Below are 22,003 nucleotides of genomic sequence, written 5' to 3'. Positions count from 1 at the left end.
TCTGCTCTCCTGACAATATATGCAGCAACTGCATTTCTTATTATGTCAAGCTTGAACCATTTCAGGCGGTCGCCGGTTTTGCGCTGGCAGTCAATTCTCCATCGGTAAGGTCGATAAGAATGGTATCTCCCTCTCTGACTTTATCTGCAAGAATCAATTTTGCTGCCAATGTCTCCACATATTTCTGCAGGAAACGTTTCAGTGGTCTTGCACCATATACCGGGTCATAACCTTTCTCGGTAATATAATCCTCGGCAGCCTTGGTCAGTTCCACTTTCAGTTCACGGTCTGCAAGACGTTTATTCAGATCTTCCATCAGTAACTTGATAATGTTGCCGATGTTGTCTTTGGTCAGCGGCTTGAACATAATGATTTCATCCAGACGGTTTAAAAATTCCGGCCGGAAGTTACCCTTCAGTTCTTCCATGACAGCTTCTTCTGCTTCCGGACGAATCTCACCATTTTCGTCAATGCCCTCCAACAGATGCATGGAGCCTAAGTTAGAAGTCATGATAATAATGGTATTCTTAAAGTCTACGGTACGTCCCTGAGAATCGGTAATTCGTCCGTCATCCAGTACCTGAAGCAGTACATTAAAGACATCCGGATGTGCTTTTTCCACCTCATCAAAGAGGACTACGGAATACGGTTTCCGGCGGACTGCCTCCGTCAGCTGACCACCTTCATCATAGCCTACATATCCAGGAGGTGCTCCAATCAGACGGGAAACGGAATATTTCTCCATATACTCGCTCATATCGAGACGGACCATATTGGATTCATCATCGAAAAGGCAGCTTGCTAATGCTTTGGCAAGCTCTGTCTTACCTACACCGGTTGGTCCTAAGAACAGGAAAGAACCGATTGGCTTGCTCGGGTCTTTGATTCCGGCTTTGGAACGGATGATTGCTTCGGTTACCTTGGTAACGCCCTCGTCCTGTCCAATGACACGTTTATGCAGTTCTTCATCAAGGTGCAGTGTCTTATTTCGTTCGCTCTCAGTCAGTTTTGCTACCGGGATTCCGGTCCAGCGGGAGATAATCTTTGCGATTTCTTCTTCGCTGACACTTTCATGTACCAGTGATAAATCTTCACCTTTGACTTTTTCTTCTTCAATTTCCAACTGCTGCTGTAACTGCGGCAGCTTACCATATTTTAATTCTGCCGCTTTATTTAAATCATAGCTCTGCTCTGCCTGCTGGATTTCATTTTTCAGGCTTTCCAAATCCTCACGCAGCTTCTGGACTTTCTCTACGGATTTCTTTTCATTGTCCCACTGTGCCTTCTTATTCTGGAACTCACTCCGAAGCTCTGCTAACTCTTTCTGTAAGTCTGCCAGACGCTCCTGGCTCAGACGGTCATCCTCTTTTTTCAATGCAGTCTCTTCAATCTCTAACTGCATGACACGACGGTTCAGTTCGTCTAACTCGGTCGGCATGGAATCAAGCTCTGTCTTAATCAGTGCACAGGCTTCATCCACCAGGTCAATTGCCTTATCCGGTAAGAACCGGTCTGAGATATATCGGTTCGAAAGCACAGCTGCGGAAACCAGTGCGCTGTCGGTAATCTTTACTCCATGGAATACTTCATACCTCTCCTTTAATCCACGCAGGATAGAAATAGTATCTTCTACCGTCGGTTCGTCTACCATAACCGGCTGGAATCTTCGTTCCAATGCGGCATCCTTTTCAATGTATTCACGGTACTCATCCAATGTGGTAGCACCGATACAATGCAGTTCTCCACGGGCAAGCATTGGTTTTAAAAGCTGTCCGGCATCCATGGCTCCATCGGTTTTTCCTGCACCGACAATGGTATGCAGCTCATCGATAAAGAGGATAATCTGTCCTTCGGATTTCTTTACTTCATCCAATACTGCTTTCAGACGTTCCTCAAATTCACCACGGTATTTTGCTCCGGCTACCAATGCACCCATATCCAGTGCAAAGAGCTTCTTATCCTTTAATCCTTCCGGAACATCACCACGTACAATCCGTTGTGCCAGTCCCTCTACAACTGCGGTTTTACCTACACCGGGTTCGCCAATCAGTACCGGATTGTTTTTCGTCTTACGGGACAAAATACGCACTACATTCCGGATTTCTGCATCTCGTCCGATGACCGGATCCAGCTTCTGGTCTCTCGCCCTCTCTACCATATCATAACCATATTTATTTAAGGTATCATAAGTAGCTTCCGGATTATCGGAGGTCACACGCTGGTTGCCACGCACCGTAGACAGTGCCTGCAGGAAACGGTCTCTTGTAATACCATATTCCTTAAAAATTTCCTTTAATGCAGGGTTCGGATATTTTAACAAGGATAAAAACAGATGCTCTACGGAGACATAATCATCTCCCATCTGCTTTGCCTCATCCTCTGCACTAATCAATACCTTATTCAATGCCTGGCCGACATAAACCTGGCCGCCGGACACCTTGGTTCTTGCTTCCAGATGGCGGATTGCATTGTCTACAAAATGCTCCTTCTGGATTTCCATTTTCTCAATCAGTTTTAAAATCAGTCCATCTTCCTGCTGCAGTAATGCCACTAAAAGATGTTCCTGCTCGATTTCCTGATTGCCATATTCATATGCTAATTTTTCGCAATCCTGGATTGCTTCCATTGACTTCTGTGTAAATTTCTGAATGTTCATATCTTTCACCTCATTTCCCACTGTGCTATGAACGAATTCCTGTTATTTCTGTTTCCAAGCATAAATATAGCACGCATTATTAGCACTGTCAAGAGGTGAGTGCTAAAATTTTCAGACAATTTTTGTTAATTACTATTTTTCTTATATTTAAAAGGAATTCAGCAGTCCTTTCAGCCCTTCCTCTTTATAAACTCCCTTATAATATGCAACTTCATCTTTTATCATCTCATCAATCACCTGCATTCCAAGAAGTTCCACCGGTGCCTTATCATCTGTAAGAATATAATCGCCCTTTTCATAGAAAACGGTATCTGCCAATACCTCTGTCATCATTCCCTTTAACTCCTGATTTTCAAGCTTGGAAATGTTGTTAGAAAGATTCTTTAAAATTTCTCCATTGTCGGATGCAAACAGTTCCCGGTTTGTAGAGCCTGCCACATCCACAGTATATTCTGTTCCAAATACACTTCCTATGGTGTCGGAAAGATACTGGTTAATATTTCCTTCTTTCTGCCCACGCATGTTCATATTCACCACCATTACGCCATTTTCATTTAAATGCTCTTTTACCAGCGTAAAAAATTCAACGGAAGACATCTGAAACGGAATCGTAATATCCTGATAAGCATCTACCATAATGACATCGTATTTCTTATCGGATGCATTTAAAAATGCTCTTCCATCATAAGTCGTTACCGGCACATCCTCCGAAAGTGAAAAATACTGTCTGGAAAGCTTTGTAATCTTCTCATCAATTTCAACACCTTCCACATTCATATCTCCAAAATATTTCCGGCACTGGGTTGCATAAGTACCGGTTCCCATTCCAAGAATCAGCACATCCATGTCTGATATTTCTTTGTCTTTTAACATAAGCGGTGCCGCCATGGCATAATCATAATACATGCCGGTCAGTTCATCCTGCTTCATATACACAGACTGCACACCGAATAACACATTGGTGGATAAGGACACCTTGTCCTGATTTTCGTATACCTGAAGATAGTTATATACGGATTCCCCCTCATAGGTCAGATTATTTTCCCAGAATGCAAATGAGTCGGAATATCCAAACCCGCAGCACAGTGCAAATATCAGAATAGATGCAACTATTTTCTTCTTTCCGGTATGCGCATTGATAAAATATACGATGGATAATGCCAGTAAAATTCCCGCAAAGATAAGAAATGTAACGGATGTTCCTACTGCCGGAATTGTCACAAAGGTTGGGATAAAGGTTCCAATGATGCTTCCGATGGTGTTAAATGCCCCTAAGGTACCTACTGTCTTTCCGTTGTCATCTAAATTATCAACAGAATATTTTACCAGGGATGGTGTTACCGTTCCCAACAGAAACAGCGGAAATACGAAAATTACCATGCAGGCTGCAAAAGCTGCAATAATCAGGAAATTATTATTTACCGCAAAGATTAAAAGGGCTGATATTCCTATGATAATATATTTTCCCACTACCGGAATTAATGCAATCCAGATTGCGGCAATGATAATTCTTCCATACAGTTTATCCGGGTTCGGTGATTTGTCTGCCGTCCTTCCGCCATAAATATTTCCCAATGCCATGGCAATCATAATGGTTCCGATAATGATTGTCCAGACTATCTGGGAAGAACTAAAATATGGTGCAAGTAATCTGCTTGCGCCTAACTCTACTGCCATCACTGACATTCCTGCAAAAAATTCCGTCAAATACAAAAATAACTTTTTCATATACACCTCTTTTATTTTCCTTCAATATCAATCATAAGATACTCCGACTTACATCCCGTTTTAAACTTAATCGCCCAGTCGGAAATTCCTGATGTTACAATAAAATTCGTATTTTCTCTCTGCTCATATCCATAGACACGGTCATCCGGTGTCATTTTCGTAAGATTCTCAATGGTCATCAGCGGGAATAGCTGTCCACCGTAGGTATGTCCGGAAAGAACCAGATCCACATTGACATTCTGCTGCGCTGCATAATCCTGTGGCTGATGGTCTAATACAATGGAGAATTTATCCGGATCAAGGTTTGCCGTCAGTTCTTCCATTGTGGCTCTTTTTTTCTGCATATTCTTCGGATTTATCCTGTCTTCCTATTATATAGAATTTATCCGCAATCAGTTCTACCTCATCCTGCAGAACATGTACCTGATTTTTTTCTAATTCCACTATCAAATCATTTCCATCATAGCCCCGGTATTCCGGCGGATAATATCCTTTATCATGATTTCCAAAGACATAATATACACCATAAGTCGTATCAAGCTCTCCTAATGCTTTACAGCAGGCTATCATATCTTCTTTTGTCGTATCATCATCCACAAAGTCTCCCACAATCAGAACCACATCCGGGTGCTGCTCCTCTATGGTTTTCATATGCTCGGCAAAGCCTTCCCCATGAAAAGTTGTCCCTACATGGGAATCTGCAAATACTGCCACCCGAAGGCTTCCTACTTCCTTATCCGTCTGAATCTGATAGTCCGTCTCCCATACATGATGTGCCAGATACCAGCCGCTTCCAAGATATCCTATGGTAAATACAAGTGCCACAGCTCCGGCATAATATCTTTTCAAAGATTTCTTCCGGCGTTTTTTTATCAGTGCAAAAATTCCGTCACTAATAAGCCAGAATATAATCAGATGCAGAATGCATACTATAGCATTCATCGAACCCCACGCTACCCAGAGTATTACGGTGATTCCACATACCAAAACCGCACTAATTAGGATGCGCAGCCACTTTTTTCCTTTTGTTATTTTATTCAGGAAACCAAATTTTCCAATCCGGTTTATCAGATAGATGATTCCTGCAAACGCACTGAAAAACAGTACTATCATTAGTATTGCCCACATCTTTTAAATCCTCATTCCATCCTTTTTATTCATTATCTGTTTATCCGTCTATCATTCATCTACTCATTTATCTGTTTAATCAATTTTATCAGCTCATCCACGTCTTCCATTGTCGTTGCCCAACTGGTTGCAAAACGAATTACCGTATGCGTCTCATCCTTTTTCTCCCAGAAGCTGAATTCAACTTTTTGCGCAAGCTTTTCCATAAATGCATTGTCTACCACACAAAATACCTGATTAGTGGGAGCATCCAGATAAAGCTCAATTCCATTTTCCTTTAAGCCTTCCCGAATCTTATCTGCCGCTGCAATTGCCGGCTCTCCGATATGCTCATACAAATCATTTTCAAATAAGACATCAAACTGGATGCCAAGTATCCGTCCCTTAGCAAGCAGTGCTCCATGCTGTTTTATAATGGTAAAGAAATGCGGAATAAGTCCTGGCTTCGGAAATACCACTGCCTCTCCAAACAATGCACCGCATTTTGTTCCTCCGATATAGAAGGCATCGCAGCATGCTGCAATATCTTCTAATGTCACATCATTCACCGAACATGCCAGTGCATAAGCCAGTCTTGCTCCATCCAAATAAAGTGGAATACCATTGCTGCGGCATACTTTACTTAATGCTTCTAATTCCTGCCGGTTATATAAGGTTCCATATTCTGTCGGCTGGGAAATGTATACCATTCCCGGCATCACCATATGATCACGGTTGCCATCCTCTTTAAATTTATTTAAGACTTCTTCTACCTTTTCTGCACTGATTTTTCCGTCTGTCTGCGGAATCGTCAACACTTTATGTCCACCCGCTTCAATAGCTCCTGCCTCATGGGAACTGACATGTCCGGTCTCTGCCGCAATCACTCCCTGATAAGATGCTAACAGGGCATCAATTACCGTGGCATTGGTCTGTGTTCCTCCCACCAGAAAATGCACCTCTGCCTCCGGTGCATTGCAGGCCTTCCGAATCTTTTCCCTTGCAGTTTCCGAATATTCATCCAGTCCGTATCCGGCACTTTTTACCAGATTTGTCTCCGCTAACTTTTTTAGAATCGCCGGATAGGCTCCTTCCATATAATCACTTGCAAACGCTAATTGTGCTGCCATTTTTCTACTTCCTCTTTCTATTCTATACTGACATAGATTCTTCTTCTATGATTTTTCCTACTTCCTCCGGTTTAATTTCCACAATCTCTGCTATCTGTTCTAAGGTATAGCCCTTCCTGTGCATATTGGTAATTACTTTTTTATTTGTTTCTCTTAATGTCTTTTCTGCAGCCTTTTCTGCTGCTCTTTCTTCTATTCCTTCACTCAGATTACACATCAGGTTCACTTCCTCTCTCAATTCTTCACTTACCGGAATCTGATATTCCAGTTCTATCATATTTAATTTTTCTTCTGCTTCTATTTCATTTGACAAAAGTGTGCTTATCAGCCGATGCAGCTCATAGCGTTCCTCTCTTTTGGGATGAAATAAGCCTGCTTACATAGAATATCGCCCGGTTCAATATTTTATATGTAACAGGTTTGTTCTTCTGAGCTTCAATATTTACTATAATTTGAGAAATTCCATCTCTCATGCGCACATAAAAAACAATATCAAACCTGACCGTTCCTTCATTTATTTCTGCATTTTCTGAATTAAATCCGCCAATATGTCCTGCCATATCGCCTGCATTTGTAAGTCCCGGTTCTATGGGCACAACACCAACCTGTGGTTCTCCTTCAATATACGGTATCACATCCTTGGGATTCATACCTTTAAATTCATCCACAGTATTCACCAAAATATGCGCCAGAATACTTTTTTGTCCTAAGAGTCTTTTGGCACATTCATCATATTGAGCCCGATTTCTTGCAGCTTTTACTGCATTTGTAATTTCGCTGTTCAGGTTAATAGCCTCCTTTGTTTCCGATTCCTCTCTCAAACCCTTCACAAAGTATGCTCTATTGAATATCAATCCAATTTCATTATACGGTTCCATCCTATCAGACGCAAATAAATTTTTCATAAAGAACTCCCGGAACATCGTTTTTCCGATGCTCCGGGAGTCTGCTATCTTTTCTTCTATCATATATTGTCTAAGTTTCTGATTACATCAGTTTACGGAATAAAGCTTTCAAATCCTCTACATTTGTATCCTTTGGATTGCCCGGTGCACAGGCATCAGCAAAAGCGGATTCTGCAAGGAATTCTAAGTCTTCTTCCTTTAACGCCTCTAATTTTGTTGGAATTCCAACATCTACAGATAACTGCTGTACCGCATCAATGGCTGCCTTTCTGTATTCTTCTACAGACATATCATCAACGCCTTTTACACCCATTGCTCTTGCAATCTCACGATATTTCTCACCAGTGCATTCTGCGTTGTATTCCATTACGATTGGAAGCATCATTGCACAGGCAACTCCATGTGGAGTATCATATACAGCACCTAATGTATGTGCCATGGAATGTGCAATTCCAAGTCCTACATTAGAAAATCCCATTCCTGCAATATACTGTCCTAATGCCATTCCTTCACGGCCTTCTTTTTCATTTGCAACTGCACTTCTTAAAGATCTGCTGATAATTTCAATCGCTTTCAAATGAAACATATCTGTCATTTCCCATGCAGCCTTTGTAGTATATCCTTCAATGGCATGTGTCAGTGCATCCATTCCGGTGGAAGCAGTCAGTCCCTTTGGCATAGATGACATCATCTCCGGGTCAATTACTGCGATAACCGGCATATCATGCGGGTCTACACATACAAATTTTCTCTTACGCTCTACATCTGTAATTACATAGTTAATGGTAACTTCTGCTGCAGTTCCGGCTGTTGTCGGTACAGCAATAATCGGAACACAAGGCTTCTTTGTTGGAGCTACACCCTCTAAGCTTCTGACATCCTCAAATTCCGGATTTGCAATGATGATACCAATTGCTTTTGATGTATCCATAGATGAACCACCACCAATTGCAATGATATAATCTGCTTTTGATGCTTTAAATGCTTCCACACCATGCTGTACGTTCTGAATGGTAGGATTTGCCTTAATATCTGAATAGATTTCATAAGCAAGTCCTGCTTCATCCAATACATCGGTTACTTTGGATGTTACACCAAACTTAATCAAATCCGGGTCAGAACAGACAAATGCTTTCTTAAATGCTCTTGCCTTTGCCTCGTTTGCGATTTCTTTAATTGCTCCTGCGCCATGGTAGGAAGTCTCGTTTAACATAATTCTGTTTGCCATTTTATCTTCTCCTTTGTCCTTTATTGATACCTCTATTTTACCAATGAAAAAGACAAATAAAAAGTTACAAAAAGGCAACTCTGTCACTTGATTTTTCAATATCTGTCATGGGCAAATTCCACTCTCAATCATCATCCGTCACCACTATATCATCTGCAATTTTTCAAATACTGCTTTCAGTTCCGCCGGCACCGCTTCCGTCAGTGCCTTTGCCAGTTCCCGCGGTGTAGTCTTCTTTCTTCCAAGCACCCACTGAATTGTCATATAAACTGAACCCTGGCAATACATTTCCAGAAGGAAATGAAGATGCTCCGATAATTTCTGTCCTGATTTCTTTTCTATCTTATCCGTATAAAACCGGGTAATCAGTTCAAAATCATGGTCTCTTAAGCAGTTCTGGCTGTCTGATTTAAATGCAGCCCGAAAAAATAATTTTTCCTGCTCAATATATTCAAATTTCTTTACCAGCCCCTCATATACCGTCTTTCCCTCTCCCATATGTTCAAAGGATTCTGCTAAAATTTTGTCAAAATACCAGTTTATCAGATCATATTTATCCTGAAAATGACGGTAAAATGTCTGTCTTGTCGTTCCGCTCAGTTCCACAAGCTGCCGCACTGTAATCCGTTCTATCGGCATCTTCGCCATACACTGCTTCATGGCATCTGCCAGCCGGTATTTCATCTGTTCTGCTTTCTGAACATTCTGCTCCATGCCTTCTCCTCCACTTACTCTGCCAATCTACTATCGTCAGCATAGCACCAACCTGTGAAAAAGGCAACCTGACCGTTTTCTCCTATAAAGTTTTCCTGCGTTTCCACCGCCAGATTACAATAGAAAGGAGAACTGCCACATAATCCGTCAGTGCCTGTCCGTAGATAACACCGTGCAGACCGAGCAATGCATTCAAGCCATAAAGCACCGGAATCAAAAGTACGCCCTGTCTCAATATAGAAAGAATCGTTGCCGGAAGTGCATTTCCGGTAGACTGCATACAGTTCATATTCATAAATAAAATGCCAATGACCGGACCGGAAATCATATAAGCAATCAGCATTTCCACACCATAATTTATGACCTCTGTATCAGAAATAAACAGGCGGATAATCGGCTCCCGGAAAAAGAAAAACAGTGCTGTCGCCAATACACCTACAATCAGACAGCATTTCTTCGTATAACGTTCCACTGCAATAAAACGCTCCCTGTTCCCTGCACCGTAACTATAGCCTAATAACGGTTGTACTCCATTTGCCAGTCCCATCTGTAAAAATGTGATAAACATATTTGCCTTAAATACAATTCCAATAGCCGCTACCGGTGCATTTCCATATGCCACCAGAATCTGGTTTAAAATAATCGTAGAAATGCTCATCAATGCAGAAAAAATAGCTGTTGGAAGTCCTGCCGAGCATACCTGGGACAGAATTCTGTCCCCACATTTAAAATACCGGAATGCCATAGACATGTTCCTGCTCTTTCTACAGAAATACCAAAGATAATATACACTCGCCATTATATTTCCAATAGTCGTTGCAATGGCTGCGCCTGCTGCACCCATACCAAATCCACTGATAAATATCGGGTCTAAAATAATATTGGCCACTGTTCCTATCATACTTCCTGTCATAGCTTCCCGGCTGGCTCCGTCCGCACGCACAACAAAGCTTGCTGCCGCAGACCAGATAATAAACGGTGCACCATAAGAAATGTATGTTGTGTATCCTTTCGCCAGTTCATAAGTATCTGCATCTGCTCCAAACAATTGTAAAACCGGCTGCATTCCAACCAGTAAAATTGCAGCAAAAACAATTCCCACGATAAGTGATGCATAGGTAATAAAAGAAGAAACCTGCTTTACTCTTTTTTCCTTCTTTTCACCCAATGCCATAGATGCCGCTGCGCTTCCGCCCATACCAAACATATTGGCAAATGCCATGAATAATATAAAAATCGGATTCGTCAGACTGACTGCTGCCACCTGCAACGGATCCCCTGTCTGCCCTACGAAAAACGTATCCGCCATATTATAAACGACAGTAACCAGACTGCTGATGACACTTGGAATTGCCATCTTTGCTACTGCCTTCGACACCTTCATGCTGCCCATTAATTCATTTTCGTCCATTGTAACCCTTCCTTTCTGCCGGTAAAATCTGCTTCCCAAAGACACTCATCGGCCTCTTGTAACTTTAAATTTCTCATTCCAGATTCCGAAGCATCTTCTCGGCAATTCTTAAAAATTCTTTTCTTTCTTCTTCCGTAATTCCCTGTAATAAAAGTTCTTCCGATTCCGTAATTTCCTTTCGCAGAATATGTTCAATCTTCCGCGCCTGTTCTGTAAAAACAATCTTCTTATATCTTCCATCCTCTGATTCCGGCACCCGGCAGATTAGTTCTGCCTGCTCAAGATGCTTTAAAGTCTCTGTTGCAGTAGATGGACGCAAGCCAAATTCTTCCTCAATCTCTTTCTGGTATACCGGATGGTTTTCTGATTCCACCAGAATATAATTTAAAATGTTACCCTTTGCTCCGCTGATTCCGATAGATTCCTGTATTTTCTTAGAACGTCTGCGGAGCCGGTTGGATATTTTATTAATTACCTTTCCTGTTTCCATGGCAAATCTGTTCCTTTCTTTAAACTTATTACTATTTCTAATTAGTTCGGTTCCTAAGTATTTTAGTCAGATTTTATTCCATTGTCAACTTTCTATTTTATCTACTCTATTTCTTCATGCATAATATTCCTTTTCCCGGCTCATGCTAATGCCGATATCTAAACTTTTCTTAGACGATTGTGAAAAAGAACGTAAGAATTTATTTCCAAATTTTAAATATAGAAGGGCATTGGAAGTAATTTGTGCTGAAATGCCCTTCTATAGTAAAAATTTTGAAAGAAAAATATATCTTTTCGCAATCGTCCAAAAAATTTTCTATAAAAGGAGATTATCGTATGGGAAATAACATGGATTTAAATTATGAAATGTTCTGCTATCAGTGTGAACAGACAGCCGGTGGCAAAGGCTGTACAAAGCTTGGCGTATGCGGAAAGACACCGGAAATTGCCAACCTGCAGGATTTACTTATTTTTCAGATAAAGGGAATCAGCTGCTACGGAAAAGTGCTGGTGGAGCAGGGACAACATATGGACAAATCGATTGTAAGCTTTATTGAAAATGTACTTTTTACGACACTTACCAATGTAAATTTTGATGCAGATGTACATGTGGCACTGCTCCGGCAATCACAGCAAATCAAAGAAGAGCTTCACAATTTGGTAGGTGAAATTTCGAATTCCACACTCCATGCCACCTATCATCTGCCGGATTCAAAAACGGATATGTTAAAGGATGCTCCTATGGCGGGCATTATGTATGACAAATCCTTAGACCCAGACATCCGCTCCCTCCGTCAGACTATTCTCTACGGTTTAAAAGGTATCAGTGCCTATGGTCATCAGGCAAGAGAATTAGGTTACTTCAGTGATGAAGTGGATGACTTTTATATACTGGCATTAGAAGCCATTACCGATGACCGGCTGACTGTCGAAGACCTGATCCGTCTGACCATGCGTACCGGTGAAATGGCTATTGAAGTCATGAAAAAACTGGACGATGCCAATACCACTATTTATGGCAATCCTTCCCCGCATAAGGTAAATGTTACTATTAAAAAAGGGCCATTTATCATTGTCTCCGGCCACGACTTAAATGATTTGGAAATGCTGTTGAAGCAGACGGAAGGCACCGGCATCAACATCTATACCCATGGTGAAATGCTGCCCTGCCACGGTTATGATGGACTGAAAAAATATTCTCATCTTGTAGGTAACTTCGGTGGAGCCTGGCAGGATCAGCAGAAACAGTTTGACAACATTCCCGGCTGTATCCTGATGACCACAAACTGCCTGATGCGCCCGAGAGATTCCTACAAAGACAGGATTTACAGCACGAATGTAGTAGGCTGGGATGGTGTGAAACATGTCGGTCGGAAAGAAAATGGAGACAAAGATTTCAGTGAAATCATAAAACAGGCAATTGAACTTGGCGGTTTCCAGGAAGACCAGCCGGCAAAAGAGATTCTGGTAGGTTTCGGACACCACGCTGCCTTAAGCTATGCCCCACAGCTTGTGGAAGCTGTTAAAAGCGGACAAATCCGCCATTTCTTCCTTATCGGCGGCTGTGACGGTGCCCGTCCGGGTCGAAATTACTACACTGACTTTGCCCAGATGGTTCCAACTGACTGTATGATTCTGACGCTTGCCTGCGGCAAATACCGTTTCAACAAACTAGATTTTGGTGAAGTAGCAGGGCTTCCACGCCTTTTAGATGTGGGACAGTGTAATGATGTCTACTCTGCCATCCGCATTGCTACTGCACTTGCAGATGCTTTTGAAACGGACGTAAACGGACTTCCACTGTCACTGATTATATCCTGGTATGAACAGAAAGCGGTTGCTGACCTGCTTGCCCTTTTAAGCCTTGGCATTCATGATATTTATTTAGGTCCAACGCTTCCTGCCTTCATCAGTCCAAATGTGCTGCAGTATCTTACCGATACCTTCCACCTGAAACCAATCAGCAATGCTTCCGATGATATCAAAACCTGTCTGAAACAGAGCCTGTAAACAAAAACCTCCTTACCAGTTTTCTGGTAAAGAGGTTTTTATTTATGCAAAATCTATTTTCCTGTCTGATTTGCAATGCAGACGCAATACCATTTATCATCTGTCTGACTGACATCATGATTACAGTTGATAATCGGATGATTCAGGTCATTTGGTGGAATGTAACGCACCACACCGATTCTTCCATCGGACATCTGTACCTTTACATCCCGGTAATTTTCCACCATATTTTTCACAAATAAGTCTACCAGGCGTTCATCCAGTCCCGGAAATTCACCCTTTTTAAATTTCTCCAACACATCAAAAGGAATCATGGATTCCTTATAACTTCTCTGGGAAATCATGGCATCATACACATCGGAAATGGCGGTAATCCTTGCCAGCAGAGAAATCTCATCTCCTGCAATCTGATCCGGATAACCCTTTCCATCCAGCCGCTCATGATGATGTCTTGCCGCTAACCGGATATCTTCATCTACATTATCCCAAAGCAGCTCATATGAATAAACGGGATGAGCTTTTATGATTTCAAATTCTTCTTCCGTAAGTCTTCTTGGTGCATTTAAGATTTCTTCCGGTATCTTCGTCTTTCCGATATCGTGCACTAATCCGGCGCATACCAGCTTTTTAATCACCGGTTCCGGAAGCTTCAGCCACTGCCCGATAACACCATTGGTAAATGCTACGTTCAGGGAATGGCGCTGCAAATTCTCATCCATCTCTCTCGGTGCATCAATACACTGAAATATTTTAGGAAAATCCAATACCTTAATCTTAGTAAAAATATCCTTTGTAACAGTCTCCGTTGCTTCCATATTAATTTCGGAAGCATTTCTGGTTACAGAAAAAATACTGTCTACATCGTTTTTTAATGCTGTATAGCCGATTGCTTCTTCGTATACTCTCTGCAATGCAGCTCTTGGTGCTTTTCCACTGTTGAGAATTTCCTGATAAGTTTCCTCACTGGTTGTAATATATCCACCACGTTCAAACTTGGAAAGTTTATCTAACCGGTCCTGTGTCAGGACTTCGCCCCGTTTCAAAAGCAGCACCGAACCTCTGTCATTATAAATATCTCCGGAAAGTTCCAGGCCTTCCCATAAAAAATCAATTGGAATTTTTCTAAGTCTCATTCTGTCACTCCGCCCTTATATATTCCTGTCACGAATCATCATGCAGCCATACTCTTCTGTCTTAAGATTTGCATTCTGTATCCGGACAATCCGATATGTCTTCTGTAACATTGTATCTCCAAGTTTCACGCAAATCCGCAGTTCCGTTCCAACTGTCCCGCTTCCTGCCATTGTCTGAATCAGAATTCCATTTCCACTGATATTACAGGTTTCCATTTCAATTGGCTTCTGCAATTCAATTAATGTTCCATCCACAATAACAGATTCTATATATCCCTTTTCTTTTAAGGGATAACGGGCATGCTTCCGCTTCTCACCATTCTTACTCCTGCCCAGCTCGATTTCTACTTCATTGGCAATTATAACCTTCCGAAGATTACCGGTAGCTTCTACCAGGCTCCCATTCGGTCCAAATATGATAACCGTCACTGCATGCTCCATCCGGTTGTCCAGGCTTCCTGCACTAACCTTTACTACTTTACGGATCGGATCATAAGATTTAATTCTTGTATCTAATACCCTCTTCCCGCCGGCAATTTCCTTTACAATAATCCGGCAGCCATTTAACTCCATCATTCCTGCCATAATTTGCATTTCTCCCTGATACTGTTGTTCACCTATTATCCATATCTCATTTCTGTTTGATATATTTTATCACGCCTATCCCGGTTTGAAAATATTTTTACCAAAAATAATAGTATAAAACCAGTTGCACAATCAGTATAAATGGCATTCCTATTACAAAGTACCAATGTTTTGTCTTATGACGGAACAGATACATACCTGCCCATGTCCCAATGCTTCCTCCCAGTATGCTTACCAGAAATAATGTTTTTTCCGGAATACGCCATTTATGACAGATGGCTCTGCGTTTATCTATTCCCATGACGGATAGCCCGACAATATTTGCAATTATTGCATATGTAATTGCTATTTTCTGAATTGTAGTCATTCTTTTCTCCTTTTTCAAATATTAATTTTTGGCAATTGCAAACGGAAATAATCTTTGCTGGAAAATATTACGGAGATTTACAGCGGATTATCTTTATCCGTTATGAAATGCCAGCAGTTCTTAGAATGCGTGTTTTTCTTGCATATAAACTGTCTTTCCGGTTGCTTTGACTGAATAGCTGCACTGTCCGTCGAGAACAGATGCCGCATAACGCCTGCAAGGGGCACAGGGAATTTCGGCATAATTATACTTTCATCTGGCAACCGGCACAAATTCACGTCCATGTTCAAATGTGCCTCGCTGGTACATCCCTGTACCAGCGTTGCCTGTTGCCAGATGAAATTCCCAGTGCCCCTAACAGCCCTTATCAGGCATCTGTACTTCGACGAACCGTGTAGCTATTCTGGCAAACATTGGAAAGACTGTTTTCATAACCAAAAGAAAAACACGCATTTTAGAACTGTGGTATTTCATAACGAAAGATAATCTGCTGCGAATCAACGTAATATTATTGTAACAAATCTCTTCTATCCTTTTGCAATCCCCGGATATTAATTTTTAAACAACGCCCAAATGTAAAAATCCCCTCTTCCAAATCAGAAGAGGGGAAATCATTTCTGTTACTTATGCATTCTTCTTTGCAAAGCGTGTTTTGAATACAAACCACAACTCCGTTGCAATACAGATAGAAGAATAAGTTCCGCTCACGATACCAACCATAAGAGGAAGTGAGAAGTCCTTAATGGATGCTACTCCAAGGATATAAAGCAGGAATACCATTACAAAAGTTGTAATTGAAGTATTTAAGCTTCGGGAAATTGTCTGGGAAATGGAGCGGTCAGCTATTTCGGTTAAGCTTTCCTTATCCACATTTCTTACCAGATGCATATTCTCACGGATTCGGTCAAAGATAACGATGGTATCATTGATGGAATATCCGATGATTGTCAGCATTACTGCAATAAATGTGCTTCCTACAGACAGCCGCAGCAGAGAGTAACAGGTTAAAATAACCAGTACATCATGAATCAGTGCTAAAATAGCAGAGGTTGCAAAACGAATGTCTTTAAACCGGAACCAGATATAAACCAGCATACAGATTGTTGCAATTACTACTGCCCAGACTGCATCTTTTGTCATTTCACCACTGATAGTGGAACTGATATTGGTAGAGGAAACAGTTGAAGTATCTACACCAAGATTTTCTTCTAATGTAGTATTTAACTGCTCTCTTTCGTCCAAATCAAGGCTTCTGGTCTTAAATACAACCTGTGTACTTCCTTCTACCTTCTGAGCCTGTACACTGGAATCTCCAGTCACATCCTCAATCAGAGGAATTACTTCAGAATCTAATTCTGCAAGAGTATAATCTTTACCCATATCTACGGTTGTAGATGTACCACCGACAAATTCAAGGCTTAAGTTCAATGCGCCCTTGCCATTGGCTTTGTTTACGCCCATTCCCACAAATCCGGCAATGATAATTACTGCTGAAACAATAAAGAATACATGGCGTTTTGCAATAAAATGCATTGGACGGCGGTCTTTCTGTCTTCCATAGAATTTTGCATCACGGAAACCAATTACATACAGTCCATGTAATACCAGTCTTGTTACAACTAATGCGGTAAACATAGATAAAACGATACCGATTGCCAGTGTATAAGCAAATCCTTTTACGAAACCGCTTCCCTTAAATGCCAGCACTGCTGCAGCAATCAGGGTGGTGATATTTCCGTCTAAAATTGCAGATAACGCTTTCTGGAATCCGGTCTTAATCGCTGTCGAAACAGTCTTGCCGGATGCAATTTCTTCCCTGATACGGGCGAAGATAATAACATTTGCATCTACCGCCATACCAATGGAAAGGATGATACCTGCGATACCCGGAAGGGTAAGTGTAATTTCAAAAAGATAAATAACTGCAACTACCATTGTAGTATAAATTCCAAGTGCTATGGTTGCTGCCACACCGGAAATCCAGTAGTAAGCAATCATGAATACCGCAATCAGGGCAAGACCGATTGCTGCTGCCTTTAATGCCGTTGAAATTGCTTCTGTACCAAGCTGTGCTGCTACTATCTGGGACTGTAACTCAGATAACTCTAAGGAAAGAGAACCGATACGGATGTTAGAAGCTAAAGTCTCTGCTTCTTCATAGGAACTCATTCCATCGATTACTGCGCTTCCGCCGGTAATTGCTTCTTTTACACGAGGAGTACTGATTGCCTCATCATCATATACAATTGGGCAGACCTTTCCAACATTGGCAGTGGTTGCATCGGCAAATTTCTGTGCGCCTTCATCGGTAAGTGTAAGCTGGACCACATACTGCTTGTTGCCAAGGTTGTCCTGCTGTGTTGCAGCCTGTGCATCCTTTACATCATTACCGGTCATGTAAACATTTCCGTCCGGATCCCGGAACTCTAAGGAACCCGGTTTTCCAAGTTCGTCCAGAATCTTGTTGGCATCCTTTACTCCTGGAATTTCAACGGTGATACGGTCATCACCTTCCTGATATACAGATGCTTCTGTACTGTAGCCTTCCACACGCTTCTGAAGCTTGTAAATAGTATCCTTCATCTGCTCGGAAGTCGGATTCTCAGATTCTACCTGATATGTGATGCTGACACCACCTGCCAGGTCCAATCCAAGCTTAATGTTCTTATCTTCACCTTTTCCGGTTGAAGATAAGATGATAGACGCATAATACGACAGTCCTGCTAAAACCAAGAGAACTGCAAGTAATATGGCTACGCCCTTACTTTTCTTCATTTTCTTCTTCCTTTCTCCTGACTTAAATTTCCGCCTCTGCGGCTTTTATCATAATTGCGCATTCCACACGTTTCTTCTGTAATGCACAACCAATGTCATAGGTATTATGAATATCACCATGGAAATTATAAGAGTTCGCTGCACATCCACCGCTACAGTAGAATCTTGCAAAACACTCTCTGCATTTTTCCTTGGAATAAACATTACAACTCTTAAAGGAATCCCGGATATCGGTACGTTTTAAGCCTTCAAAAACATTTCCCATCAGGAAATCTTCATTTCCAACAAACTGATGACATGGATACAAGTCTCCCCAAGGTGTTACTGCCAGATACTCGGTTCCGGAACCACATCCGGAAAGTCTCTTGGCAACACAAGGGCCGCCCTCCAAATCAATCATAAAATGGAAGAAGTTGAATGCTTTTCCTTCTTTTTTCCGTTTTACCATCTCTTTTGCCAGTGCATCATATTCTGCAAAAAGCTGTGGCAGGTCTTCCTCACGAATGGCATAATCATCTGTCTCCTGTGCCACAACCGGCTCTACGGAAATCTGCTTAAACCCAAGGTCTGCCAGATGCAGTACATCCTTGGAAAAATCTAAATTATGATGGGTATAGGTTCCACGCACGTAGTAGCGTTCCTGATTTCTGCTGTCTGCAAATTTCTGGAATTTCGGAACAATCACATCATAGCTTCCCTGACCACCACGGAACGGACGCATATAATCATTGACTTCTTTTCTTCCGTCAATACTTAATACAACATTGTCCATCTCTTTATTGGCAAACTCCATAATATCGTCATTTAAAAGAACGCCATTTGTGGTCAGTGTAAACCGGAAATTCTTATTATGTATTTTTTCCTGCTCTCTTCCATATGCTACTAAATCTTTTACCACCTGGAAGTTTAAGGTAGGTTCTCCACCGAAGAAGTCCACCTCTAAGTTCCGGCGGTTGCCGGAATTGGCAATCAGGAAATCCAATGCAGCTTTTCCTACTTCATAGGACATTAACGCACGTCTGCCGTGATATTCTCCCTCTTCTGCAAAACAATATCTGCAGGCAAGGTTACAATCATGGGCAATATGCAGACACAGTGCTTTTACTACAGTAGGACGCTTTGTTACATCACCGATGTATTCTTCATAATCATCCGGTGTGAACAAATCTCCGTTCTTCTGCAATTCCTCTATCTCTTCAATTGCTTCTTTTATCTCCGCCTCATCATAGGTCTTATTCAGTCTCTGTATGATTTCTTCACGGCTTGTCTCTTCCCACAATGCAATGACATCATAGGTTAAGTCATCCACAATATGGATGGCGCCGCTGTTTACATCCAGGACAATATTATAGCCGTTGTTTTTATACTGGTGAACCACTACAATATTTCCTCACTTTCTTACAACATTATAACGACCGTCCGCGCAGGCGTACGGTCGTTTCGTTCGTTCTCAATCTGAACTTCTGGTAATTATTTGCAATGCTCGCAAGTCTGGTTTCCTACAGTACAGGAAGTCTTGCATGCTGACTGACAAGATGTCTGGCACTCGCCGCATCCGCCCTTCTTTACTGTATTCTGTAACTTTCTTGTATTCAGGGTCTTAATATGTTTCATCTCGTTATCTCCTTTCGAAAAAATACCTCTAGTTAGTATAACACATAGTCTTTCATAAGAAAAGCACTTTTTTTAACTGAGCATTCCTCCCACAGTTCCCGAAGCAGTGCATAAAATCAGTGTTGTAAGAATGTGCTGCATTCCGGAATCCAGTCCCTTTTTCAATATCAGGGACACAATGAGCAACACTGCAAAATATAATAGCCCCATCACGGCTCCCCACAGATATTTCCGGCTCTTCTTAATCTTTCCAATGATGAAGCCGCCGACAAATCCCACTACAATATAGCTTATGATAATGCTGATATTTACCGCAGCTTCGCTTAATTCCATTTTATATAAGACTGCCGCCAGAATAAAAAGCAGCATTCCCGTCAGAATATACATGACCAGCAACACTTTGCCCATTGTCGTAAAAAGATTTCCTTTTCCTGCCACCTTCTCTTTTCTCATATATCCTCCATCCATCTTCGTACCTTGCGCCTGCATCCGTAACTTATTTTTTATATCATGTTCCGGATACAGTTTCGCTTTGTACTATATATGAAAAAAAGATTTATATTATGTATAAAAATGTCTCCTGCCGCTTAACTTTCCAATCACGGATAAAAATACCAGAAATGCCGGAATATTTTTCCATCCTGTTTTATCTTCTCTGTTTCCTGAAAGCCAAGTTTGTGAAGCAGTCCCAACGATGCTTCATTCCCCGGCTCCACCAGACAGTCAATTCTTCGAAAATCAAGATTATTTTTTACCCATGCCATGATTGCCTGACAGACCTCATATGCATAACCCTGCCTCTGGTATTCCGGTGCAATGACATAACCCATCTCGATAATTTCTTCTCCTAGCATGCGATAGTCGATTCCGGCTCTTCCAATCAGCCGGTGGGTATCTTTTTCCTTTACCAGCCACATGCCATATCCATAGTAGCCATACATATTTTCAATATATGCTCTCTGGTACTCCTCCTCTTCCTGCCTTTCGTAAAGGGGCTCGACATAATCGGTGATTCCCTTCTTATTATATAAATCAAATAAATCGTCCATGTCATCTAACGTAATCTCTCTCAGATAGCACCGCTTTGTCTCTAATATCCGCCACGGCAGGTGATGCTTCCGCTGAAATGTCCGAAGTAAAAATTCTGTATCCACTTCTTCCAGTCCAAGAAGCAGCATATCCACATTGCTTAAAGGCATCTGTTTTGAAAAATCCGGTACTTCATAGCCAATGATGGTAAGCTGGTCTGAGTCTGAATCTGCATCCTTTTTCGCCCATGCCACTTCTTCCGGTTCTGTTGCAAGCAGCATACATTCCTCCGGCTTTACATGATGTCCGCTCAGGAAAAATGTGATATCTTTTTCCATATCAGCATCTGTAAAAAGAAGTTCCACTTTTTTCTGCTCTGACAGTTCTTTTTGCAGGCGGCTTAATGCATGTTTCTCTTCTTCAGAAAGTTTTTCTTCTAATGTTTCTTTTCGTATGATACAGTTCCAGTTTACAGTATTCCAGTAACACATATTTCCTTCTCTCTTTCTTTACAAAAAAGCCTTTTTCCGCTATAGTAGAACTACATTCTGTTATGCAGGATGAATTCAATGAACAGAAATGAGGTATCTTACAATGGCTCAGAATCCTATTATTACATTTGAAATGGAAAACGGAGATATTATGAAAGCGGAATTATATCCGCAGGTTGCTCCTAACACAGTAAATAACTTTATCAGCCTTGTCAACAAGGGATTTTATGATGGACTTATTTTCCATCGTGTCATCAACGGTTTTATGATTCAGGGTGGTGACCCGGAAGGAACCGGAATGGGTGGTCCTGGATATGGTATCAAGGGTGAATTTGCACAGAATGGCTTTGCCAATGACTTAAAGCATACTGCAGGCGTTCTTTCCATGGCTCGTTCCATGATGCCAAACTCTGCCGGCTCCCAGTTCTTTATCATGCATAAGGATGCTCCACACTTAGATGGTGCTTACGCTGCTTTCGGTAAAATCATCGAAGGCATGGATGTGGTAAATAAAATTGCAGAAGTTGCAACCGACTACAGCGACCGTCCAATGGAAGACCAACGAATGAAAACCGTTACCGTAGAAACCTTTGGTGCTGATTACGACGAACCAGAAACCGTATAATTCCAA

21 protein-coding genes are annotated in these 22,003 nt (G+C 41.5%); 2 read left to right on the top strand and 19 right to left on the bottom strand.

Annotated features, from left to right (window positions below):
• Positions 1-61: 61 nt before the first annotated feature.
• The 11 genes from clpB to DV740_RS12810 form a co-directional block, all read right to left on the bottom strand.
• Positions 62-2,656 (bottom strand): ATP-dependent chaperone ClpB, encoded by a 2,595-nt coding sequence (gene clpB / locus DV740_RS12855; protein WP_022243920.1) that lies wholly within the window; start codon positions 2,654-2,656, stop codon positions 62-64.
• Positions 2,657-2,803: 147 nt separating this feature from the next.
• The gene (locus DV740_RS12850) at positions 2,804-4,384 is read right to left on the bottom strand and encodes a spermidine synthase (RefSeq protein WP_242994315.1); all 1,581 of its coding nucleotides are present in this window, start codon (positions 4,382-4,384) and stop codon (positions 2,804-2,806) included.
• Positions 4,385-4,395: 11 nt separating this feature from the next.
• Positions 4,396-4,707 (bottom strand): hypothetical protein, encoded by a 312-nt coding sequence (locus DV740_RS12845; RefSeq protein ID WP_118088267.1) that lies wholly within the window; start codon positions 4,705-4,707, stop codon positions 4,396-4,398.
• Positions 4,682-5,512 (bottom strand): metallophosphoesterase, encoded by an 831-nt coding sequence (locus DV740_RS12840; protein WP_118088266.1) that lies wholly within the window; start codon positions 5,510-5,512, stop codon positions 4,682-4,684. Before DV740_RS12840 ends, DV740_RS12845 begins: the two co-directional genes overlap by 26 nt.
• 59 nt (positions 5,513-5,571) lie before the next feature.
• A complete protein-coding gene (locus DV740_RS12835) occupies positions 5,572-6,621 on the bottom strand; it encodes a threonine aldolase family protein (RefSeq protein ID WP_118088265.1) in 1,050 nt (349 codons plus the stop codon).
• Positions 6,622-6,643: 22 nt separating this feature from the next.
• Positions 6,644-6,934 carry a hypothetical protein gene (locus DV740_RS15285; protein WP_330415647.1) on the bottom strand — a complete coding sequence of 97 codons (291 nt, stop codon included), beginning with the start codon at positions 6,932-6,934 and terminating at the stop codon, positions 6,644-6,646.
• 25 nt (positions 6,935-6,959) lie between these two features.
• The gene (locus tag DV740_RS15280) at positions 6,960-7,526 is read right to left on the bottom strand and encodes a hypothetical protein (protein WP_330415646.1); all 567 of its coding nucleotides are present in this window, start codon (positions 7,524-7,526) and stop codon (positions 6,960-6,962) included.
• 82 nt (positions 7,527-7,608) lie between these two features.
• Complete coding sequence (fucO, locus tag DV740_RS12825) at positions 7,609-8,754, bottom strand: lactaldehyde reductase (RefSeq protein ID WP_022243917.1); 1,146 nt, start codon at positions 8,752-8,754, stop codon at positions 7,609-7,611.
• A gap of 144 nt (positions 8,755-8,898) precedes the next feature.
• Entirely contained in the window at positions 8,899-9,468 is a 570-nt protein-coding gene (locus DV740_RS12820) for a TetR/AcrR family transcriptional regulator C-terminal domain-containing protein (RefSeq protein WP_118088264.1), read from the bottom strand.
• A gap of 82 nt (positions 9,469-9,550) precedes the next feature.
• Positions 9,551-10,879: an MATE family efflux transporter gene (locus DV740_RS12815; RefSeq protein WP_117841227.1), complete on the bottom strand. Its 1,329-nt coding sequence runs from the start codon at positions 10,877-10,879 to the stop codon at positions 9,551-9,553.
• 73 nt (positions 10,880-10,952) lie between these two features.
• On the bottom strand, positions 10,953-11,369 hold the full coding sequence (locus tag DV740_RS12810; protein ID WP_118088263.1) for a MarR family winged helix-turn-helix transcriptional regulator: 417 nt from the start codon (positions 11,367-11,369) through the stop codon (positions 10,953-10,955).
• Between the two features lie 335 nt (positions 11,370-11,704).
• Between DV740_RS12810 and hcp the strand changes: the two genes are divergently transcribed.
• Positions 11,705-13,378: a hydroxylamine reductase gene (gene hcp / locus DV740_RS12805; protein WP_118088262.1), complete on the top strand. Its 1,674-nt coding sequence runs from the start codon at positions 11,705-11,707 to the stop codon at positions 13,376-13,378.
• 53 nt (positions 13,379-13,431) lie between these two features.
• Here hcp and DV740_RS12800 read toward each other — a convergent pair whose 3' ends face one another.
• From DV740_RS12800 to DV740_RS12765, 8 genes are all read right to left on the bottom strand, one after another.
• Positions 13,432-14,511 carry an HD-GYP domain-containing protein gene (locus DV740_RS12800; protein WP_117946503.1) on the bottom strand — a complete coding sequence of 360 codons (1,080 nt, stop codon included), beginning with the start codon at positions 14,509-14,511 and terminating at the stop codon, positions 13,432-13,434.
• A gap of 15 nt (positions 14,512-14,526) precedes the next feature.
• Entirely contained in the window at positions 14,527-15,096 is a 570-nt protein-coding gene (locus DV740_RS12795) for a PilZ domain-containing protein (RefSeq protein WP_158551983.1), read from the bottom strand.
• Positions 15,097-15,193: 97 nt separating this feature from the next.
• Positions 15,194-15,463, bottom strand: a complete 270-nt coding sequence (locus DV740_RS12790; RefSeq protein WP_118056430.1) for a DUF1294 domain-containing protein — start codon at positions 15,461-15,463, stop codon at positions 15,194-15,196.
• Between the two features lie 624 nt (positions 15,464-16,087).
• Positions 16,088-18,238: a protein translocase subunit SecD gene (gene secD, locus DV740_RS12785; RefSeq protein WP_117697530.1), complete on the bottom strand. Its 2,151-nt coding sequence runs from the start codon at positions 18,236-18,238 to the stop codon at positions 16,088-16,090.
• Positions 18,239-18,260: 22 nt separating this feature from the next.
• Complete coding sequence (scfB, locus tag DV740_RS12780; protein ID WP_022244182.1) at positions 18,261-19,616, bottom strand: thioether cross-link-forming SCIFF peptide maturase; 1,356 nt, start codon at positions 19,614-19,616, stop codon at positions 18,261-18,263.
• 92 nt (positions 19,617-19,708) lie between these two features.
• Entirely contained in the window at positions 19,709-19,852 is a 144-nt protein-coding gene (gene scfA / locus DV740_RS12775) for a six-cysteine ranthipeptide SCIFF (protein WP_022244181.1), read from the bottom strand.
• Between the two features lie 72 nt (positions 19,853-19,924).
• Positions 19,925-20,305 (bottom strand): TIGR04086 family membrane protein, encoded by a 381-nt coding sequence (locus tag DV740_RS12770; protein ID WP_118088261.1) that lies wholly within the window; start codon positions 20,303-20,305, stop codon positions 19,925-19,927.
• Between the two features lie 146 nt (positions 20,306-20,451).
• Complete coding sequence (locus DV740_RS12765; RefSeq protein WP_118088260.1) at positions 20,452-21,372, bottom strand: GNAT family N-acetyltransferase; 921 nt, start codon at positions 21,370-21,372, stop codon at positions 20,452-20,454.
• A 103-nt stretch (positions 21,373-21,475) separates the two neighbouring features.
• Between DV740_RS12765 and DV740_RS12760 the strand changes: the two genes are divergently transcribed.
• Positions 21,476-21,997: a peptidylprolyl isomerase gene (locus tag DV740_RS12760; protein ID WP_118088259.1), complete on the top strand. Its 522-nt coding sequence runs from the start codon at positions 21,476-21,478 to the stop codon at positions 21,995-21,997.
• Positions 21,998-22,003 lie beyond the last annotated feature (6 nt).

Source organism: Roseburia sp. AF02-12 (genome assembly GCF_003461765.1).
GTDB classification, from domain to species: Bacteria; Bacillota; Clostridia; order Lachnospirales; family Lachnospiraceae; genus Roseburia_C; species Roseburia_C amylophila.
Note: the sequence above shows the minus strand (reverse complement) of the source record. Positions and strands in the feature narration are given on the sequence as shown.

Bases quoted from the DNA above. Each gene is read 5' to 3' on its own strand.
- scfA (WP_022244181.1), bottom strand. From the start codon at position 19,852: ATGAAACATATTAAGACCCTGAATACAAGAAAGTTACAGAATACAGTA.
- DV740_RS12760 (WP_118088259.1), top strand. From the start codon at position 21,476: ATGGCTCAGAATCCTATTATTACATTTGAAATGGAAAACGGAGATATT.
- hcp (WP_118088262.1), top strand. From the start codon at position 11,705: ATGGGAAATAACATGGATTTAAATTATGAAATGTTCTGCTATCAGTGT.
- DV740_RS15280 (WP_330415646.1), bottom strand. From the start codon at position 7,526: ATGAAAAATTTATTTGCGTCTGATAGGATGGAACCGTATAATGAAATT.
- DV740_RS12800 (WP_117946503.1), bottom strand. From the start codon at position 14,511: ATGAGACTTAGAAAAATTCCAATTGATTTTTTATGGGAAGGCCTGGAA.
- DV740_RS12840 (WP_118088266.1), bottom strand. From the start codon at position 5,512: ATGTGGGCAATACTAATGATAGTACTGTTTTTCAGTGCGTTTGCAGGA.
- clpB (WP_022243920.1), bottom strand. From the start codon at position 2,656: ATGAACATTCAGAAATTTACACAGAAGTCAATGGAAGCAATCCAGGAT.
- DV740_RS12770 (WP_118088261.1), bottom strand. From the start codon at position 20,305: ATGAGAAAAGAGAAGGTGGCAGGAAAAGGAAATCTTTTTACGACAATG.
- DV740_RS12790 (WP_118056430.1), bottom strand. From the start codon at position 15,463: ATGACTACAATTCAGAAAATAGCAATTACATATGCAATAATTGCAAAT.
- DV740_RS12795 (WP_158551983.1), bottom strand. From the start codon at position 15,096: ATGGCAGGAATGATGGAGTTAAATGGCTGCCGGATTATTGTAAAGGAA.
- DV740_RS12820 (WP_118088264.1), bottom strand. From the start codon at position 9,468: ATGGAGCAGAATGTTCAGAAAGCAGAACAGATGAAATACCGGCTGGCA.
- secD (WP_117697530.1), bottom strand. From the start codon at position 18,238: ATGAAGAAAAGTAAGGGCGTAGCCATATTACTTGCAGTTCTCTTGGTT.
- fucO (WP_022243917.1), bottom strand. From the start codon at position 8,754: ATGGCAAACAGAATTATGTTAAACGAGACTTCCTACCATGGCGCAGGA.
- DV740_RS12835 (WP_118088265.1), bottom strand. From the start codon at position 6,621: ATGGCAGCACAATTAGCGTTTGCAAGTGATTATATGGAAGGAGCCTAT.
- DV740_RS12845 (WP_118088267.1), bottom strand. From the start codon at position 4,707: ATGGAAGAACTGACGGCAAACCTTGATCCGGATAAATTCTCCATTGTA.
- DV740_RS12850 (WP_242994315.1), bottom strand. From the start codon at position 4,384: ATGAAAAAGTTATTTTTGTATTTGACGGAATTTTTTGCAGGAATGTCA.
- DV740_RS12765 (WP_118088260.1), bottom strand. From the start codon at position 21,372: ATGTGTTACTGGAATACTGTAAACTGGAACTGTATCATACGAAAAGAA.
- DV740_RS12810 (WP_118088263.1), bottom strand. From the start codon at position 11,369: ATGGAAACAGGAAAGGTAATTAATAAAATATCCAACCGGCTCCGCAGA.
- DV740_RS12815 (WP_117841227.1), bottom strand. From the start codon at position 10,879: ATGGACGAAAATGAATTAATGGGCAGCATGAAGGTGTCGAAGGCAGTA.